Below are 18902 nucleotides of genomic sequence, written 5' to 3' on the forward strand. Positions count from 1 at the left end.
AACGTAACCGAAGGCGGCAAGTAAGATGGGTTTGAGTTCAGCCCTTGCCAGTGCGATGAGCGGTCTGCGCGCCAACCAGGCTGCGCTCTCGATCGTGTCGTCGAACGTCGCAAACTCGCAGACGCCGGGTTACGTCGCCCAGACGCCGAACCAGATCGAAGTCACCACCGGTGACTTCGGCTCGACGGCGAAGACGACGGGCGTCAGCCGCGACATCGACAGCTATGTGCAGAACCAGCTGCGCACCGAGACCGGCGGCAGCGGCTACGCCGATCAGATGGCCAACATTCTGAAGCAGCTTCAGAGTGTCTACGGCACGCCCGGCAACAGCGGCACGCTCGAAAACGCGCTGAACAACTTCACCTCTTCGCTGCAGGCGCTTTCTACCAATGCCGGCTCCTCGTCGGCGCAGACCGTCGCGCTCGGTGCGGCGCAGTCACTGGCAACGCAGCTCAACGTCACCACCAAGGGCATCCAGTCGCTGCGCTCGAACGTCGAGCAGGATCTCGGCACCTCGTCCCAAGCCGCCAATGCCGCGCTGAACCAGATCGCCGACATCAATACCAAGCTTCAGGGCCTCGCGCCGACCGACCCGTCCGCGGCGACGCTGATGGACCAGCGCGACCAGGCGATCAACTCGCTCTCGAAATATGTCGATGTCCGCGTCACCACCGACGGGTCGAACCAGGCCAACATCTACACCACCACAGGCATCCAGCTGGTCGGCGCGGGGCTCGCCTCGCAATTCTCGTTCGCATCCGTCGGCGCGCTGTCGGCGACGTCGCTCTACAACGTCGACCCGGCCAAGTCCGGGGTCGGCGCGCTCACCATCAAGCTGCCGAACGGCTCGTCCATCGACGTCGCCGGCAACAATGTCGTCTCCTCCGGCCAGATCGCGGCCGACCTGAAGCTGCGCGACCAGACGCTGGTGCAGGCGCAGAACCAGGTCGACCAGCTCGCCGCGACGATGTCGAGCGCGCTGTCGGACAAGACCACGGCGGGAACCACCGTCGCCGGACCGCCCGCCGGCTTCGATATCGATCTCGCCGGCGCGCAGCCCGGCAACACCGTCAACATCACCTATACCGACTCCACCAACACCCAGCGCCAGGTTACCCTGGTGAACGTGACCGATCCGACGGCGTTGCCGCTGCCGAACGGCACCAATGCCAATCCGGTGCAGATCGGCATCAATTTTTCAGGCGGCATGGGCGCCATAGCAGCGGCGCTCAACGGCGCGCTCCCGGGCTCGCATCTGTCGTTTTCCCCGGCGCCGTCGCCTGCGACTGCGACGACGCTGCGCGTCACCGATGACAATTCCGGCCTTGCCAAGGTCACAGCGGCGTCGAGCAGCAAGACGGTCTCGTCGCTGACCTCGGGCGGTCCGCAGCTGCCGCTGTTCACCGACGGCGGCCAGGCACTCTATACCGGGGCGATCACGGGATCCGGCTCGCAGATGACCGGCCTTGCCGGCCGGATCGCCGTGAACACGCAGCTCACCGCCGACCCCACCAGGCTGTCGATCTACAGCACCTCGCCGGTGACGCCCACGGGCGATACGACACGATCGGACTATCTCTACTCGCAGCTTACCACCACGACTTATTCCTATTCGCCGCAGACCGGTCTCGGCTCCGCGAGCCAGCCGTTCACCGGCAGCATCTCGAATTACCTGCAGCAGTTCCTGAGCGTCCAGGCCAACGCCTCGACCCAGGCGACCGCGCTCCAGCAGGGCCAGAGCGTCGTCGTATCGACGCTGCAGGCCAAGTTCAACTCGACCTCCAGCGTCAATCTGGACTCGGAGATGTCGAACCTGATCCAGCTTCAGAATGCCTATGCCGCCAACGCTCACGTGATGTCGGTGGTGCAGAGCATGATGAATACGTTGATCCAGGCTCAAGGATAGTCAGTAGGGCTCTGAAACATGTCGATCAGCAGCATCAATTACGGCTCGTCGGTCCTCGGCGCACAGATCCGCAACATCAACCAGCAGCTCACCGACCTGTCGACGCAGCTCTCGACCGGCAAGCTGTCGCAGAACTATTCCGGCATGGGCACCAACGAGGGCTTTGCGATCGCCTCGCGCGCGCAGCTTTCGAACATCGCCGCCTATACCGACACGATCACCAACGTCAACGTCAACATCAACCTCGCCAACACGGCGCTGCAGTCGCTGACGACGATCCGCAACACGGTGCAGACGGGCTCGGCCACCAGCTCGCAGGATCTCAACGTCAACGGCCAGACGGTGGCGCAGAACACCGCCGCCGCGCAGTTCGGCTCGATGGTCGGCGTGCTCAACACGCAGTCAGGCAACCGCTATCTGTTCTCCGGCACCGCCTACGATACCCAATCGGTCGCCAATGCCGGCGACATCATCAACGGCACCACGACGCAGGCGGGCCTGAAGACGGTGATGGCGGAACGCCAGGCCGCTGATCTCGGCGCCAACGGCATGGGGCGGCTGGTGCAGTCGCAACCGACCACCACCTCGGTGCAGGTGGCGGAGGACAGCCCGGCATCGCCGTTCGGGTTGAAGATCTCAGCGGTCTCCTCGAACCTGACGGGCGCAACGGTCACAGGTCCGAGCGGCTCGCCGGTGTCGTTCTCGGTCAATTTCGGCGCCACGCCTCCCAGCAACGGCGACAAGATCAGTGTGCAGTTCTCGCTGCCTGATGGTTCGACCGAGCAGGTCGACCTGACCGCGAGCACCGCAACGCCGGTGCCGGTCGGCAGCTTTGCGGTCGACACCGGTAATCTCTCGGCCGTTCCGCCGGTTGCGCCCAACCCGGTCACCACGGCGACCAACTTCAACACCGCGCTGAACACCGCCATCACGAAGCTCGCCAACACGTCGCTGGTGGCGGCATCGGCCGTGACCGCCGGCGACAATTTCTTCAACACCGACAGCTCGGCGATCGGCGCTGCCAAGAACAACCAGGCAAGCCCTGCGGCACCGATCAGCGGCACCACCGCGCTCTCGGGCACGGCGCCCTCCGACTCGATCTCGCCCGGCTTCTCGGCCGGCGACAGCATCACCATCAACGGCACCACGGTGAGCTTCGTTGCCTCAGGCGCGACCGGCAACCAGCTCAACGTCACCGACAGCATCCAGACCCTGATGAGCAAGATCGACCAGATCACGGGCACCTCGAAGCCATCGGCGATCCATGGCGGCTCGATCACCATCAACACCGACAATGCCGCGACCTTGAGCATCTCCGGGTCGACGGCGGGCGCGACCGCAGCGCTCGGCGCGCTGGGCTTCGCGTCGTCGCCGATCACCGCGACGCAACCGCCGTTGCGCGTCGGCTCATCGCCGGCGAGCTCGGCGACGACGCTGGTGAACGGCTCGGCCACAACCGTGAAATGGTACACCGGCAATGACGGGCCGGGCTCGGCGCGCTCGACCGCGGTGGCACGGGTCGACGATTCGGTCACGGTACAATATGGCGCGCAGGCCGACGAGGACGCGATCCGCAAGCAATTGCAGGCGATCGCCGTGTACGGCACGTTCTCGACCTCGCCGACCGGGCAATATTCGGGTGGGGCGGTCGCAGCCCTGAGCCTGCGCACCACGCAGGCGCTGACGCCGCAGCAGGGCCAGCAGAAGATCGAGGACATCCAGACCGACATCGCGATGGCCCAGAACACCATGAAGGACGCGACCACGCGCCAGACCCAGGCCAAAGCGCAGCTGCAGACCATCGTCGACCAGGCGGAGTCCGCATCGCCCGATCAGGTCGCGAGCGAAATCCTGTCGCTTCAGAACGCGCTGCAGGCGTCCTACCAAACTACCGCCAATCTCGCGCAGCTCTCGCTGGTCAAGTACCTGTAGCGGCGCATTAAGGCGCCATTAACCATGCCTGTTTACCTCTTGGAGAGGATTTAAGCAGGGCGCGGAGCCGTCAATGTCGGACAAGATGCAATTGGTGGTGGCGACGCCCTGCTTCGGCGGCCAGGTGTCGAGCATTTACGCGAGCTCCATCTTCGCGCTCCAGCGCGCCGTGCATGGCATGTCCAATCTCGGGCTCAAGGTGCTGCTGCGTGACGGCGATGCGCTGATCACGCGCGCACGGGCCAATCTGGTCGCGATGTTCCTGGACGACCCCGATGCGACGCATTTCCTGTTCATCGATGCCGACATCGGCTTCAGGCCCGAGCAGGTGTTCCGGCTGATCGAATCCGGCGCCGATGTCGTCGCCGGCTGCTATCCGATCAAGCGGGTCAATTGGGACAAGGCGAAGAGAGCGATCCAGGCCGGCCGCACCGACGTGACGGCGGCCTCGCTCGACTACGTGCTCGAGATCGAGGATCGTGATCGCATCGTCGTGGTCAACGGCTTTACCCGCGTGCGTTATGCCGGGACGGGTTTCCTGATGATCCGCCGCCAGGCGCTGGAGGTGATGTGCCGCCATCCCGATTACGCCAATCTGCAATTCTTCCGCGAGCATTCCCATGACTCGCTCGCCGCGAGCCAGAACCGGTTCGCGCTGTTCGAGTGCATGATCGATCCCGCGACCGGCACGTATCTCTCCGAGGACTTCGCGTTCTGCAAGCGCTGGACCGATATCGGCGGCGAGATCTGGGCCGATATCCAGAGCTCGCTCGATCATGTCGGACCGTCGGTATTCCAGGGCGATATCGCCTCGCAATTTGCGCCAGCCCCCGGGGCGGCGGCCGACGCGGCGTGAGTCAGTCGGGATGAGCATCGGCGCGTCCCGCCCCCCCGATATCGACCGCGCGTCCGAGCGCGGCTCGCGCTATCGCCTGCGCGACCTCTTCACTCCGCTGGATACCTTGCTCGTCTCCGGCGGAGATCGGCGACTGGCGCTCGACCCCCATGACCGCGTCAATGCCTATGGCTGCGCGGCGTCGCCGGAACCCGCGATCTGGCATTTCGCCTCGTCGACGGCATCGCCGATCTCGCAGGCGGCCTATGACCGCGCCGCGCTGGCACGCGAGGAGCTGGTGCACAAATCGTTGTTCGACGAAGTCGAGATCGCCTTCGATCGGCGCTGCGAGGATATGCGCGACGAGCTGCGCGGCCACTTTCAGCTGCCGTCGAGCGTTGACGTGGTGTTCTCGGCGTCGGGCACGGACTCTCAACTTCATGCCTTGTTCCTCGCGCGCGCGGTGCTCGGTGCGGCGCCGGTAACGATCGTGGTTGGCGCCGACCAGACCGGCACTGGCACCGTTCATAGCGCGCGCGGGCACCACTTCAGCACGATGACGGCGAGCGGCATCATCGTGCGCAAGGACGCCGCGATCGCGGGCCTCGCCGGCGACAGCATCGCGATCCCGCTGCTCGATGCAGCCTCCGGCCGTTCGATGCGTATTGACGCGGATGCGGAAGTCATGCGTGCCATCGAGAGCAGCCTGAAGCAAGGCCGGCGCGTTCTGTTGCACGTCATGGATTCGTCAAAGCTCGGCTGGCGCGCGCCGAGCGCCGCCTGTCTCGATGAGATCGCGCAGCGCTGGCCGCGCAAGGTTCAGGTGGTCGTCGATGCCTGCCAGGCGCGGCTCGGCCGTCGGCGGCTGCGGTCCTGTCTCGATCGCGGTTACATGGTGCTGATCACGGGCTCGAAATTCTTTGGTGGCCCCGCCTTCAGCGGCGCGCTGCTGATGCCGAAGGGACTGTCCCGGGCGCTCGACCGGATCGAGGGGATCGCGCCTGGTTTCCTCGACTATGCGGGCCGTTGCGACTGGCCGATCGCCTGGAGGGCGCTACGCTCGCGCTTCGAGCGTCGTCCGAATTTCGGCCAATGGCTGCGCTGGGAAGCGGCGCTCGCCGAGATCGGCAGCTACTATGCCGTGCCCGGCGCGTTCCGCACCAGGACGCTCGCCGCGCTTGCGTCCGGCATCGAGAGGATGATCGCGTTATCGCCGTCGCTGCTCGCCATCCCGGCGCCCGCTGACACCGCCGATCCGGATGATGAAGAATTTGCGCAGCGTTCGATCTTTCCGTTCACGCCGTTGCGCGATGGCAAGCCGGTATCCATCGCCGACACCAGCGCTGTTCACCGTGCGTTGGCGCGCGATATGAATGATGCCATCGGCGGCAGCGCGGCCGACCGGCAGGTGGCAGCGCAGCGCTATCTCCTCGGCCAGCCGGTGCGGTTGGAGCAACCCGATGGCGTTCCGCGGGCTGCTCTGCGGCTATGCGTCGGTGCGCGGCTCCTAACCGACGCCTGGTCGCCCGACGGCGCGCAGGCGCAACGCAATGTGCAGCACATTCTCGATCGCATCGCCCATGCCCTGGTGAAGATCGAGCTGCTGCTCGACCGTACCGCCGCCGTGCCGGCATAGCCTTGTTTGAGGTGTGAGATGTTGCATCCGCTTGCCGCGCCTGATTATGCCGATCGTATCGGCTTTGCGCATCTGACGCGCCAGGCCTTCGAGGGCGTCGATCTGCACCCCTTGCGCGCGCATCTGCTGGCGCGGATCGCGGAGGGGACGGCGCAGGCGGGCGAGGGACTCGATCTGTCGCTGATTGCCCAGCTTCAGGGCGAGAAGGAGGCCGGGCTCCTGATCCAGTCCGAGGTGCTCTCCTTCCATCAGTTGTTTCGTACGCCGTCCAGCGCGCCGAAGCCGGGCCTGCGCCTGCTTGCGCTGGCGGCCGACATCGACATGGGCGGCAACACGCCGATCGAATTCCTGCTCGAAGGCTCCGATGTCGAGCTGTTGACGCTCTATGTGACCAAGACAAGCGGACTGCCGGATACGCTACCCGATCATGACGTTGCCATCGTGGTTGCGTCCGATTCCGAGGAATGCCGCGAACCGCTTGCGCTGATCGAAAAGGCTGCGCCGCGCTGGCCGCGACCGCTGCTCAATCGCCCGGAACGGATCGGCAATCTCGATCGCGACAAGCTGTTTCGGCTGTTGGCTGATATCCCGGGTCTCGACATTCCCGTCACCGCCCACGCCACCCGCGGGCAATTGACTGCTCTCTCGGAGGGGCGGATCGCCTGCAACGAGATCACGGGCGAGTTGCACTTTCCGATGATCGCGCGGCCGCGCGGCACCCATGCCGGCGTCGGACTTGCGAAGCTCGACGATGCGGCGGCGCTCGCGGCCTATCTTGCCGCGCGGGAGGAGCAGGATTTTTTCGTCGCACGTTTCGTCGACTATGCGGGTCCCGACGGCCTCTATCGCAAGATCCGGCTCGCCATGGTCGACGGCAAGCCCTATGCCTGTCACATGGCGATCGCCGATCGCTGGGACATCTGGTATCTCAACGCCTACATGGCGTTCAGTGAAGAGAAGCGCGCTGAAGAAGCGGTCTTCATGCAGGATTTCGACAACTCCTTCGCGGTACGCCACAAAGGCGCGCTCGACGAAATGAGCCGGCGCGTCGGGCTCGATTATTTCATCGTCGATTGCGCCGAGGACCAGAGCGGCGAGCTTCTGGTGTTCGAAGCCGACAACACCGCGGTCGTCCACAACATGGATTCGCCACTTGTGTTTCCCTACAAGCCGCCGCAGATGCGCAAGATCTTTGCCGCATTCACCGCGATGCTGTCGCGGCATGCCAAGCCGACTGACAAGGCCGGCGCCGTGAGCGCAGCATGAACGAGATCATCCGCAACACGCTGACCGGCGTCGCGAACGGATCGCTCGATCCGCAGGACTGGAGCGAGTTTCGCGCGCTGGCGCATCGCATGCTGGACGAAGCGATCGACGGCATCGCCAATGTCCGCGGGCGTCCGGTCTGGCAACCCATCCCCGACGCGGTTCGCGCCGCTGTGAGAACCGACCTGCCGCGCGAGGCAAGCGATGTCGCGGAGGTCTATCGCGAATTCTCCGAGCACGTTGCGCCTTACGCGACCGGCAATGTTCATCCCGGCTTCATGGGCTGGGTGCATGGTGGCGGCACCGCCGTCGGCATGGTTGCGGAAATGCTTGCGGCCGGCCTCAACGCCAATCTCGGCGGGCGCGATCACATGCCGATCGAAGTCGAGCGCCGGATCGTCGCGTGGATGGGCGGCCTGTTCGGCTTTCCGCAAGGTGCGAGCGGTATCTTCGTCACGGGCACGTCGATGGCCAATCTGATGGCCGTGCTGGTGGCGCGCACGAGCGCGCTCGGCGCGCCGGCACGGCAGCACGGCATCGGCAACGATGGCGCGCTGCTCACGGCCTATGCGTCGAAGGCTGCGCATGGCTGCATCTCCCGCGCGATGGACATTGCAGGATTTGGCACCGATGCACTCCGCAAGATCGATGTCGACGCCGATCATCGCATCGACATCGCCGCGCTGCGCGCGCAGATCGCCGTCGATCGCAATGTCGGCCTCAAGCCGTTCCTGGTCACCGCATCTGCCGGCACCGTCGACATCGGTGCGATCGACGATCTCAAGGCGGTTGCAGAGCTGTGTCGTGAGGAGGGGATCTGGTTTCACGTCGACGGTGCCTTCGGCGCACTCGCGATCCTCTCGCCCGAGCTCGCGCCGATGCTCGAGGGCATCGAGCTTGCGGACTCGATTGCGCTCGACTTCCACAAATGGGGACAGGTGCCTTATGACGCCGGCTTTCTGCTGGTGCGCGACGGCGAAAGTCACAGGGAGGCCTTTGCGCAACCGGCGGCCTATCTCGGTCGCGAGGCGAGGGGGCTTGCGGCCGGCGCGGTATGGCCGTGCGATCTCGGTCCCGATCTGTCGCGCGGCTTCCGCGCGTTGAAGACTTGGTTCACGCTGAAGACGTTCGGCACAGACAGGCTGGGCGCGGTGATTGCGCGAAGCTGCGCGCTCGCGAAATATCTGGAAGCGCGTGTGCTCGCCGAGCCCCGGCTCGAGCTGCTCGCGCCCGTCAATCTCAACATCGTCTGCTTCCGCTACCGCGCCGAGGACGCGGTCAATCGCGAGATCGTCGCCGATGTCCAGGAGTCCGGCATCGCGGCGCCGTCGAGCACGACGCTGGATGGCAAGTTCGCGATCCGCGCCGCGATCGTCAATCATCGCACCGCGGAGATCGATATCGACGCGCTGGTGGCGGCCGTGATCAAGTTCGGCGCGCAGCGAACAGGCGGATTGATCGAGGTCGAGGCGCCGCCGCTCGCCGCGCAATGACAGCGCTGGGCTGAAACGACAACGGCCCCGGAGATGAGCCGGGGCCGTCGTCGTTGAGGCGGTTTGCGATCAGGCGGCAGAGCTCACGTCAGCCTCGGGATGCGTGGCCTTGTATTGGTCCCGCAGCTTCTCTTCGTAGGCGATCAGCTTGCGGGCTTCTTTCAGCGCGCGGTAGAGATCGCCGCTCATGATGTTGTTGTTGATGCCCTCGATGATCGACCAGGAGCTCGGCACCGCGGTGACGATGTCGCGTACCAGGTTGAAATAGGTACCGTGCTGGGTCTGCGGATCCGGCGAGATGTACATCAACTGGACCGCTAGATAGACGAGCTTGGCAGGCGTATCGGCGGTCTCCGGGGTGAGGATGTCGCGCTCGCGCAGGATCGGCACGTTCTCGCCGTCGATCAGAAGGCGGGCGCGCTGGTCGGTGTTGGTTATCACGCAGTTACCGACGATGATGCGTTCGTGCGGTTTGAGCTCGACCTTGAGAGCCATGCCTGTTCTCCATCAACTCGTTCTTAACGACCGATCGGCGGCTCGGATGGCGAGGGCGATCAGCTCTGATCTGGAGCCAATCCTTGCGCAACATAGTTAACGGGTCGTGAACGATTTGGGCGGCGGCAGAAACATCAAATATTTCAATGGTGTCTACTGCTCTTTGATGCCGTCGTCGCACGTTCTGCGAGCATTCGGCAGGTCGACTCGGACAAACCACCGGTTTCATTTCACGGATTGTTAGAGGCTCGAAGGCACCGTCCGCCGGTCGTTTGATCAATGTCGGTCAGACAGGACGCGTAGCTACCAGAAAGGTAACAGTATGTCCGGTATCGTTCTCTCCGCCTCGGTTCGCCAGAACCTGCTCTCCCTCCAGTCCACCGCCGATCTGCTCGCCACCACCCAGAACCATCTGGCCACCGGCAACAAGGTGAACTCGGCGCTCGATAACCCCACCAACTTCTTCACGGCCCAGTCGCTCGACAACCGCGCCAGCGACATCAACAACCTGCTCGATGGCATTGGCAACGGTGTGCAGGTGCTTCAGGCCGCCAACACCGGCATCACCTCGCTGTCGAAGCTGATCGACTCCGCAAAGTCGATCGCCAATCAGGCGCTGCAGACCACGGTCGGCTATTCGACCAAGTCGAACGTCTCGACCACGATCGCGGGTGCGACCGCGTCCGACCTGCGCGGCACGACGACCTACACCAGCGCGACTGCGCTGACCAACGTGCTGTTCTCCGGCGCCGCCGGCGGCGCGACGGCGGCTGCGGGCAGCACCACGCTCGGCGGCACCATCGGCGCGACGACCGGCAGCCAGGTGAAGGACAACCAGACCACGGCAACGGCCATCACCACCGGCACCCTGCTGTACGGCACCGGCGGCGGCACGCCAGCCAACGCGGGTCTGTCACTGATCGGAGCCACGCAGTTCACGGACGGCACGAGCTTCACGGTCAACGGTCACTCGATCACCTTCAAGTCCGGCGACCTTCCGAGTGTTACGGGGTCGACCAACACCCTGCCGGCCGGTTACGGCCAAACCGGCAACATCGCCACCGACGGCAATGGCAACTCGATCGTCTATCTGGGCTCCGGTGCGTCCAACTCCACCGCGACAGTGGGCGACGTTCTGAACGCCATCGACCTCGCGAGCGGCGTGCAGAACGCTGTGGTGAACACGACCGCCGGTACTGCCGCTCTCTCGACCCCGACGGGCAACACTGCGTCCTCGATCACCGGCGGTAAGATCACGCTCGAGACCTCGACGGGCGGCGATCTGAATGTCGTCGGCAAGGCTGACCTGCTGGGTGCCCTCGGATTGACCAGTGCGACCGGCTCGGGCAACGCCACGGTCACCGCGACCCGAACGACCGCCTCGGGCAGCCTCGGCTCGCTGATCTCGGATGGTTCGACGCTGAACGTCAACGGCAAGACCATCACGTTCAAGAACGCGGTGGTGCCTGCGGCGGCCAACGTTCCGACCGGCTCCAGCATTGCCGGCACCGGCAGCAACGTGGTCACCGACGGCAACGGCAACTCGACGGTGTATCTGCAGGCGGGCAAGGTGTCCGACGTGCTGACCGCGATCGACCTCGCCACCGGCGTGCAGACGATCAAGTCCACCACCTCGGGCACGGCGACCTTGCAGACCACCGCGGGCGCGACGAACTCCTCGATCGTCGCCGGCGCGCTGCACATCTCGACCGGTGCGAACTCGGATCTGTCGATCACCGGTGCGGGCAACGCACTGTCCTCGCTCGGTCTCACCGGTTCGACCGGCACCGGCACAGCGTTCACCGCGAGCCGCACCGCTGGAGCCGGCGGTATCTCCGGCAAGACCTTGACCTTCACCTCCTTCAACGGCGGTACGGCGGTCAACGTCACCTTCGGCGACGGCACCGGCGGCACGGTCAAGACGCTCGATCAGCTCAACACGCAGCTTCAGGCCAACAACCTGACCGCCACGATCGACGCCAACGGCCTGCTCACGGTGTCCGCGACCAACGACTATGCGTCCTCGACGATCGGCTCTGCCTCCGCCGGTGGTACGATTGGCGGTACGGTTACGACGTCGCTGACTTGGTCGAACGCCTCCGCGCCGGTTGCTGACGCGGTTGCCCAGGCCACCCGTACCAACCTGGTGTCCCAGTACAACAACATCTTGCAGCAGATCGACACGACTTCACAGGACGCGTCCTTCAACGGCGTGAACCTGCTCAATGGCGATCAGCTCAAGCTGGTGTTCGACGAGACCGGCAAGTCGAGCCTGAACATCACCGGCGTGACCTTCAACTCGAAGGGTCTGGGTCTGGCCTCGCTGGTGCAGGGCACCGACTTCATCGACAACTCAGCCTCCAACAAGGTGCTGGCTAACCTGAACACGGCGTCGAGCACGCTGCGTTCTGAAGCTTCAACCCTTGGTTCGAACCTCTCCGTCGTGCAGGTGCGTCAGGACTTCAACAAGAACCTGATCAACGTGCTGCAGACCGGTTCGTCCAACCTGACGCTGGCCGACACCAATGTCGAAGCCGCCAACAGCCAGGCGCTGTCGACCCGCCAGTCGATTGCGGTCTCCGCACTGTCGCTGGCCAACCAGTCGCAGCAGAGCGTGCTCCAGCTGCTCCGCTAATAGCGGCTGACATCACGAAAGAAAATCGACGGCGGGGCTTCGGTCCCGCCGTTTTCTTTGTGCGCATGCAATCGAAACGCGCTTTTGCAGCTGCCAAAAAGTAACCGCTGGTTATGGTTAACGGGGAGCAAACGCGAGAGAAAGCCGAGAGATTTCAAATGGATCATCATCGCGTGAAAAGGACTTCCGCCGCCTTATGGTGAATCGGCGCTTACGGTTCGAGATTGGATTTCACCCTTTGTTAGCCATGTCCGCGCAGGCTGTGCGCGTCACTCGATCCGAAGCGATCGAACGAAGACGCGTAAACCAGAAGGGTAAGAGTTATGTCCGGTATCGTTCTCTCTGCGTCGGTTCGTCAGAACCTGCTGTCTCTCCAGTCCACCGCCGACCTGCTCGCCACCACCCAGTCCCGTCTGTCGACCGGCAAGAAGGTGAACTCGGCGCTCGACAACCCCACCAACTTCTTCACGGCCCAGTCGCTCGACAACCGCGCCAGCGACATCAACAACCTGCTCGATGGCATCGCCAACGGTGTGCAGGTGCTTCAGGCCGCCAACACCGGCATCACCTCGCTGTCGAAGCTGCTCGACAGCGCAAAGTCGATCGCCAACCAGGCGCTGCAGACCACGGTCGGCTATTCGTCCAAGTCGAACGTCTCGACCACGATCGCGGGCGCAACCGCGGCAGATCTGCGCGGCACGACCACTTATTCCAGCGCGACCGCGCTCTCGAACGTGCTGTTCTCCGGCACCGCCGGTGGCACGACGGCGGCTGCGGGCAGCACCACGCTCGGCGGCACCATCGGCGCGACGACCGGCAGCCAGGTGAAGGACAACCAGACCACGGCAACGGCCATCACCACCGGCACCCTGCTGTACGGCACCGGCGGCGGCACGCCAGCCAACGCGGGTCTGTCACTGATCGGAGCCACGCAGTTCACGGACGGCACGAGCTTCACGGTCAACGGTCACTCGATCACCTTCAAGTCCGGCGACCTTCCGAGTGTTACGGGGTCGACCAACACCCTGCCGGCCGGTTACGGCCAAACCGGCAACATCGCCACCGACGGCAATGGCAACTCGATCGTCTATCTGGGCTCCGGTGCGTCCAACTCCACCGCGACAGTGGGCGACGTTCTGAACGCCATCGACCTCGCGAGCGGCGTGCAGAACGCTGTGGTGAACACGACCGCCGGTACTGCCGCTCTCTCGACCCCGACGGGCAACACTGCGTCCTCGATCACCGGCGGTAAGATCACGCTCGAGACCTCGACGGGCGGCGATCTGAATGTCGTCGGCAAGGCTGACCTGCTGGGTGCCCTCGGATTGACCAGTGCGACCGGCTCGGGCAACGCCACGGTCACCGCGACCCGAACGACTGCCTCGGGCAGCCTCGGCTCGCTGATCTCGGATGGTTCGACGCTGAACGTCAACGGCAAGACCATCACGTTCAAGAACGCGGTGGTGCCTGCGGCGGCCAACGTTCCGACCGGCTCCAGCATTGCCGGCACCGGCAGCAACGTGGTCACCGACGGCAACGGCAACTCGACGGTGTATCTGCAGGCGGGCAAGGTGTCCGACGTGCTGACCGCGATCGACCTCGCCACCGGCGTGCAGACGATCAAGTCCACCACCTCGGGCACGGCGACCTTGCAGACCACCGCGGGCGCGACGAACTCCTCGATCGTCGCCGGCGCGCTGCACATCTCGACCGGTGCGAACTCGGATCTGTCGATCACCGGTTCTGGCAACGCACTGTCCTCGCTCGGTCTCACCGGTTCGACCGGCACCGGCACAGCGTTCACCGCGAGCCGTGCCGCCGCACCCGGCAGCATCTCCGGCAAAACCTTGACCTTCGCCTCCTTCAACGGCGGTACGGCGGTCAATGTCACCTTCGGCGACGGCACCGGCGGCACGGTCAAGACGCTCGATCAGCTCAACACGCAGCTTCAAGCCAACAACCTGACCGCCACGATCGACGCCAACGGCCTGCTCACGGTGTCCGTGACCAACGACTATGCGTCTTCGACAATCGGCTCGGCTGTTGCCGGTGGTGCGATCGGCGGCACGATTACCACAGCCCTGACGTGGACCAATGCGACCACTCCGACCGTCGATCCGGTTGCTCAGGCCACTCGTTCGAACCTGGTTGCGCAGTACAACAACATCATGTCGCAGATCGACACGACCTCGGTCGACTCGTCCTTCAACGGCGTAAACCTGCTCAATGGCGATCAGCTCAAGCTGGTGTTCGACGAGACCGGCAAGTCGAGCCTGAACATCACCGGCGTGACCTTCAACTCGAAGGGTCTGGGTTTGGCTGGCCTGGTGCAGGGCACCGACTTCATCGACAACTCCGCGACCAACAAGGTGCTCACCAGCCTGAACGCGGCATCGAGCACACTGCGGTCGGAAGCGTCGACCCTCGGTTCGAACCTCTCCGTGGTGCAGGTGCGCCAGGACTTCAACAAGAACCTGATCAACGTGCTGCAGACCGGTTCATCCAACCTGACGCTGGCCGACACCAACGAGGAGGCGGCCAACAGCCAGGCGCTGTCGACCCGCCAGTCGATCGCGGTGTCCGCGCTGTCACTGGCCAACACCTCGCAGCAGAGCGTGCTCCAGCTGCTCCGCTAGTAAGCAACTGAAATTACAACATAAAACGAGAGCGGCGGGGCTTCGGTCCCGCCGCTTTTTGTTGCCTCCAATTGGCGGGCAGGGCGCTAACCCGGCATTAACCCTATCCCTTAAGTCGCCGTTAACCATACTTTAAAGGACAGACCCTAAAACTCGACCAAAGCCCGCTTTCAGATCGGCGAGCCCGATTCGTATCCGGTTCAAAAGGAAGACCGCCAATGTCCAACATCGTTCTCTCGGCGTCAGTTCGCCAGAACCTGTTGTCGCTGCAATCAACGGCCGACCTCCTCGCCACCACCCAGTCGCGCCTTTCGACCGGCAAGAAGGTCAACTCGGCGCTGGACAATCCGACGAATTTCTTCACGGCGCAGGGGTTGGACAACCGGGCGAGCGACATCAGCAACCTGCTCGACGGCATCAATAACGGTGTGCAGGTGCTCCAGGCGGCGAACACCGGCATCACTTCGCTGCAGAAGCTGATCGACAGCGCGAAATCGATCGCCAATCAAGCGCTCCAGACCACGGTTGGCTACTCGACAAAGTCGAACATTTCGACCACGATCCCCGGCGCGACGCCTGCGGACCTGCGCGGCACCACGAGCTATGGCAGCGCAACGGCGTCCAGCAATGTTCTCTTCGACGGCACGGCCGGTGGTACGACGGCTGCCCAGCCGACGACCTTGCTGGGCAGCGCCGCTCAAGGCAGTTATGCCACCCCCGCCGCATCTGCGGTGAAGGCTTCCGACAACTCGACGTTGCTGGCCGGCACTGCGACCCTGATCGGCGTCGGCGGTGCTTCAAACCTCGTCGCCTCTTCTCCCTCGGACGGCGATACGATGACCGTTAACGGTCACACGATTACCTTCCGCGCCGGCTCTGCTCCGGCCGGCACGGCCATTCCGGCCGGATCGGGCGTCAACGCCAGCGGCACGATTCTCACTGACGGCAACGGCAATTCGACCGTCTATCTCGGCACGACGGGTGCACCGGTTGCGAAGGTCAATGACCTGCTGAGTGCGATCGACCTCGCCAGCGGCGTGAAGACCGCTTCGATCAACAACAGCGGTGTTGCGACCATCGGCGTTGCCTCCGGCGCGACGCCTTCGTCTCTTGCCAGCGGTATCGCGACGATCGAGACCTCGACGGGCGCCGACGTGTCCATCACGGGCAAGGCCGACTTCCTCAACGCCTTGGGCCTCACCACTGCAACGGGTGGCGGCAACGCGACGCTGAATATCGCGCGCGCGACCGCTCCCGGCTCCCTCGGTTCGCTGATCCAGGACGGCTCGACGCTCAATGTCGACGGGCACGTCATCACCTTCAAGAACGCACCGGTTCCGGGTTCGACGAATGCTCCGGCCGTTCCGAGCGGCTTCGGCGTCAGCGGTCACGTCGAGACCGACGGCAACGGCAACTCGACGGTCTATCTACAGACCGGCACGATCGCCGATGTGCTGAAGGCGATCGACTTCGCGACCGGCGTGCAGACCTTCACACTGAACGGCAGTGGCGGTGGTACGCTTGCGACCGCGTCGGGGCAGAGCGCTTCGTCGATTAATACCTCCGGCCAGCTCAAGCTGTCGACCGGCATCAATGCTGATCTATCGATCACGGGCACGGGGAATTCGTTGGCCGCGCTCGGACTGGCCGGCAACACCGGCACCGCGTCGGCTTTCACCGCGGCCCGCCAGAGCGGCGTTGGCGGCATCAGCGGCAAGACCCTGACCTTCACCTCGTTCAACGGCGGAACGCCGGTCAACGTCACGTTCGGTGACGGCACCAACGGCACGGTCAAGACGCTCGACCAGCTCAACGCGCAGCTTCAGGCGAACCACTTGACGGCAACCATCGACGCCAATGGCGTGCTTACGGTTTCCACTGTCAACGAATACGCGTCCTCGACGCTGGGTTCCACGATCGCCGGCGGTGCGGTCGGCGGTACCATCACGAGCTCGCTCACGTTCACGACCGCACAGCCGCCGATCCAGGACCCGGTCGCGCAGACGGCGCGTTCAAGTCTCGTCGGCCAATTCAACAACATTCTGGCGCAGATCGATACGACCTCGCAGGACTCCTCCTTCAACGGCGTCAACCTGCTCAATGGCGATACGCTGAAGCTCATCTTCAACGAGACCGGCAGCTCGACGCTCAATATCAACGGCGTGGTGTTCAACGCGGCGGGTCTCGGCCTCAGCAACCTCGTCAACGGCGTCGACTTCATCGACAATGGCGCGACCAACAAGGTGCTCGCGAGCCTGAACGCCGCCTCCAGCACGCTGCGCTCGGAAGGCTCGGCGCTCGGCTCCAATCTGTCGATCGTGCAGGTGCGTCAGGACTTCTCGAAGAACCTGATCAACGTGCTGCAAACCGGCTCGTCCAACCTGACGCTGGCCGACACCAACGAGGAAGCGGCCAACAGCCAGGCGTTGTCGACCCGTCAGTCGATCGCGGTCTCCGCGCTGTCGCTGGCGAACCAGTCGCAGCAGAGCGTGCTGCAGCTGCTCAAGTAATTTCGCCGCGAGATCGCCGGCCGATGAGTCGCGGCGGGGCCACGCCCCGCCGTTGTTTTGAGGGAGTTCGCTAAGACTGGATTAGCTGCGATCGCTGGGCATGATGCAGTGCAGGTTTACAGCTTGCGTCTTGCGCTTCTATCATCGCGCTCAGGAAGTGACCCGTAATAATCCGGAGAGCTTCCAGGCGCACATGTAAGCAAATCTTAAGCGGCGCTGCATAGGGTTGGGAAAGAAATCCTTAAGTCCGTTCAACGGGCTAGGAAGATTCCAAGGTGTGATTGATGTCGAATTCCGCTGCCTCGGCCTACGCGCGTGTCGCAACGACCACCGCATCTCCTCGCGACGTTGAGGCGCAGACCTTGTTGAAGGCCGCGAACAAACTCCAGGACGCGATCAACGCCGCCGATCCGTTCAGCGAGCAGACCACACAGGCGCTGATGTTCAATCGCAAGCTCTGGACCATCTTCCTCAGCGAAGCGATGCGCGAGAACAATCCGCAGCCGCTCGAGGTCCGGCAGAAGATCGCCAATATCAGCGTGTTCGTGCTGAGCCAGACCGCGGCGCTGCAGATGAGCCCGCAGTTCGATCATTTCCGCCCGCTGATCGAGATCAACCGCAACATCGCTGCCGGTCTGTCCGGCCGTCCCTGAGCGGAGCGCAGCCATGGCCGACGTCATGAGCATCCTGTCGAGCGCGTACAAGTCGGCAAGCGTATCTGCGCCGAGCAAGACAAGGTATGTGGCGGTCGACCCGACGCTCTATCAGGGAAGCTGGAGCGGCACCTATTCCGACGGCAAGAAGTTCTCGCTCAACATCTCGCAGGTCAACGGATTTCGGGCGCAGATCCGCTACCAGAGCAACGGCACGTCGCAGTATCAGCAGGTGCTGATCAAGGACAACTCGTTCCGATTCGGCAACACGAAGTTCACGCTGACCAATGTCGGAAAGGCGCAGATCAAGAACGTCGTCACCGATCCCGCGACCGGCTCGACCTATCTCGACACCGCGCAGGCCACGCTCGGTACCTGATCGTCAGGCGCTGAGGTCCGTATTGAGCGGACGGTTGGGTTCCGATTTCAAATCAATTGCGTGGAAATAGGCGCGCCGGCGCAGCATCGCCTCGTCGGGGAACTGGTTCACCACCGCATCCGTCTTTTCATTGACGACCTGGAAGACCATGGATGCAGCCGCCTGGTCGAACACGACCTGCCGCGAAATGTTCTCATTGCTGCTTTGAAGATCATTGCGCGCAGGCGCGGTCGTATCGCCTGCGGCGACCGTCTGGCTCACCGGCAAATCGGTTTGTACGGCATCGTTCGCCGCCGAATTCGACGTCGTTACGATCTGTACGGGGGCCGGTATCCCCACCGGCCTGATGCTGAAATCTGTACTCATGGCAGCCTCCTGGTTGCCTTATGTGAGTCAAATCCCAACCCCTCTCAATACGCAACCATGGAACACCAGGATTGAACATCCAGTAAGGAAACGTACCTAACCGCGCAACGCTTTTGGCGTGCGGTTTTTCGTAAAATTGGAGACAGTTCTGTGTGCGCGC

General features: G+C 63.8%; 13 protein-coding genes. 11 read left to right on the plus strand and 2 right to left on the minus strand.

Going from position 1 to position 18902, the window contains the following annotated elements; genetic code table 11:
- Window positions 1–25 precede the first annotated feature (25 nt).
- The 6 genes from flgK (at window position 26) to ACVWZ4_RS24050 (ending at window position 9068) form a co-directional block, all read left to right on the plus strand.
- Entirely contained in the window at window positions 26–1906 is a 1881-nt protein-coding gene (gene flgK, locus ACVWZ4_RS24025; RefSeq protein ID WP_456741364.1) for a flagellar hook-associated protein FlgK, read from the plus strand.
- An 18-nt stretch (window positions 1907–1924) separates the two neighbouring features.
- Window positions 1925–3838, plus strand: coding sequence for a flagellar protein (locus ACVWZ4_RS24030; RefSeq protein WP_456741365.1), 1914 nt, complete (start codon window positions 1925–1927; stop codon window positions 3836–3838).
- Window positions 3839–3911: 73 nt separating this feature from the next.
- Window positions 3912–4694, plus strand: coding sequence for a hypothetical protein (locus ACVWZ4_RS24035; RefSeq protein WP_456741366.1), 783 nt, complete (start codon window positions 3912–3914; stop codon window positions 4692–4694).
- A gap of 10 nt (window positions 4695–4704) precedes the next feature.
- On the plus strand, window positions 4705–6309 hold the full coding sequence (locus ACVWZ4_RS24040) for a hypothetical protein (RefSeq protein WP_456741367.1): 1605 nt from the start codon (window positions 4705–4707) through the stop codon (window positions 6307–6309).
- An 18-nt stretch (window positions 6310–6327) separates the two neighbouring features.
- The gene (locus ACVWZ4_RS24045; protein ID WP_456735677.1) at window positions 6328–7575 is read left to right on the plus strand and encodes a hypothetical protein; all 1248 of its coding nucleotides are present in this window, start codon (window positions 6328–6330) and stop codon (window positions 7573–7575) included.
- Window positions 7572–9068: a pyridoxal phosphate-dependent decarboxylase family protein gene (locus ACVWZ4_RS24050; RefSeq protein ID WP_456735676.1), complete on the plus strand. Its 1497-nt coding sequence runs from the start codon at window positions 7572–7574 to the stop codon at window positions 9066–9068. Before ACVWZ4_RS24045 ends, ACVWZ4_RS24050 begins: the two co-directional genes overlap by 4 nt.
- Window positions 9069–9137: 69 nt before the next feature.
- Here the strand turns inward: ACVWZ4_RS24050 and flbT are convergent, their stop codons facing one another.
- Window positions 9138–9563 carry a flagellar biosynthesis repressor FlbT gene (gene flbT, locus ACVWZ4_RS24055; RefSeq protein WP_456704535.1) on the minus strand — a complete coding sequence of 142 codons (426 nt, stop codon included), beginning with the start codon at window positions 9561–9563 and terminating at the stop codon, window positions 9138–9140.
- Between the two features lie 322 nt (window positions 9564–9885).
- Here flbT and ACVWZ4_RS24060 point away from each other — a divergent pair, with 322 nt between their 5' ends.
- The 5 genes from ACVWZ4_RS24060 to ACVWZ4_RS24080 all read left to right on the plus strand — a co-directional run bounded on the left by ACVWZ4_RS24060 (window position 9886) and on the right by ACVWZ4_RS24080 (window position 18376).
- Window positions 9886–12198: a DUF1522 domain-containing protein gene (locus tag ACVWZ4_RS24060; RefSeq protein ID WP_456704534.1), complete on the plus strand. Its 2313-nt coding sequence runs from the start codon at window positions 9886–9888 to the stop codon at window positions 12196–12198.
- Window positions 12199–12521: 323 nt separating this feature from the next.
- The gene (locus ACVWZ4_RS24065) at window positions 12522–14834 is read left to right on the plus strand and encodes a DUF1522 domain-containing protein (RefSeq protein WP_456704533.1); all 2313 of its coding nucleotides are present in this window, start codon (window positions 12522–12524) and stop codon (window positions 14832–14834) included.
- A gap of 218 nt (window positions 14835–15052) precedes the next feature.
- Complete coding sequence (locus ACVWZ4_RS24070) at window positions 15053–17344, plus strand: DUF1522 domain-containing protein (RefSeq protein ID WP_456741368.1); 2292 nt, start codon at window positions 15053–15055, stop codon at window positions 17342–17344.
- A 284-nt stretch (window positions 17345–17628) separates the two neighbouring features.
- Complete coding sequence (flaF, locus tag ACVWZ4_RS24075) at window positions 17629–17997, plus strand: flagellar biosynthesis regulator FlaF (protein ID WP_092228151.1); 369 nt, start codon at window positions 17629–17631, stop codon at window positions 17995–17997.
- Window positions 17998–18010: 13 nt separating this feature from the next.
- Window positions 18011–18376, plus strand: coding sequence for a hypothetical protein (locus tag ACVWZ4_RS24080; protein WP_456704531.1), 366 nt, complete (start codon window positions 18011–18013; stop codon window positions 18374–18376).
- Between the two features lie 3 nt (window positions 18377–18379).
- On the opposite strand, the gene ACVWZ4_RS24085 is transcribed toward ACVWZ4_RS24080, so the two are convergent.
- The gene (locus ACVWZ4_RS24085; RefSeq protein ID WP_456704530.1) at window positions 18380–18742 is read right to left on the minus strand and encodes a hypothetical protein; all 363 of its coding nucleotides are present in this window, start codon (window positions 18740–18742) and stop codon (window positions 18380–18382) included.
- Window positions 18743–18902 lie beyond the last annotated feature (160 nt).

The organism is Bradyrhizobium sp. USDA 4472 (genome assembly GCF_054058595.1).

Bases quoted from the DNA above. Each gene is read 5' to 3' on its own strand.
- flgK (WP_456741364.1), top strand. From the start codon at position 26: ATGGGTTTGAGTTCAGCCCTTGCCAGTGCGATGAGCGGTCTGCGCGCC.
- ACVWZ4_RS24030 (WP_456741365.1), top strand. From the start codon at position 1,925: ATGTCGATCAGCAGCATCAATTACGGCTCGTCGGTCCTCGGCGCACAG.
- ACVWZ4_RS24035 (WP_456741366.1), top strand. From the start codon at position 3,912: ATGTCGGACAAGATGCAATTGGTGGTGGCGACGCCCTGCTTCGGCGGC.
- ACVWZ4_RS24040 (WP_456741367.1), top strand. From the start codon at position 4,705: ATGAGCATCGGCGCGTCCCGCCCCCCCGATATCGACCGCGCGTCCGAG.
- ACVWZ4_RS24045 (WP_456735677.1), top strand. From the start codon at position 6,328: ATGTTGCATCCGCTTGCCGCGCCTGATTATGCCGATCGTATCGGCTTT.
- ACVWZ4_RS24050 (WP_456735676.1), top strand. From the start codon at position 7,572: ATGAACGAGATCATCCGCAACACGCTGACCGGCGTCGCGAACGGATCG.
- flbT (WP_456704535.1), bottom strand. From the start codon at position 9,563: ATGGCTCTCAAGGTCGAGCTCAAACCGCACGAACGCATCATCGTCGGT.
- ACVWZ4_RS24060 (WP_456704534.1), top strand. From the start codon at position 9,886: ATGTCCGGTATCGTTCTCTCCGCCTCGGTTCGCCAGAACCTGCTCTCC.
- ACVWZ4_RS24065 (WP_456704533.1), top strand. From the start codon at position 12,522: ATGTCCGGTATCGTTCTCTCTGCGTCGGTTCGTCAGAACCTGCTGTCT.
- ACVWZ4_RS24070 (WP_456741368.1), top strand. From the start codon at position 15,053: ATGTCCAACATCGTTCTCTCGGCGTCAGTTCGCCAGAACCTGTTGTCG.
- flaF (WP_092228151.1), top strand. From the start codon at position 17,629: ATGTCGAATTCCGCTGCCTCGGCCTACGCGCGTGTCGCAACGACCACC.
- ACVWZ4_RS24080 (WP_456704531.1), top strand. From the start codon at position 18,011: ATGGCCGACGTCATGAGCATCCTGTCGAGCGCGTACAAGTCGGCAAGC.
- ACVWZ4_RS24085 (WP_456704530.1), bottom strand. From the start codon at position 18,742: ATGAGTACAGATTTCAGCATCAGGCCGGTGGGGATACCGGCCCCCGTA.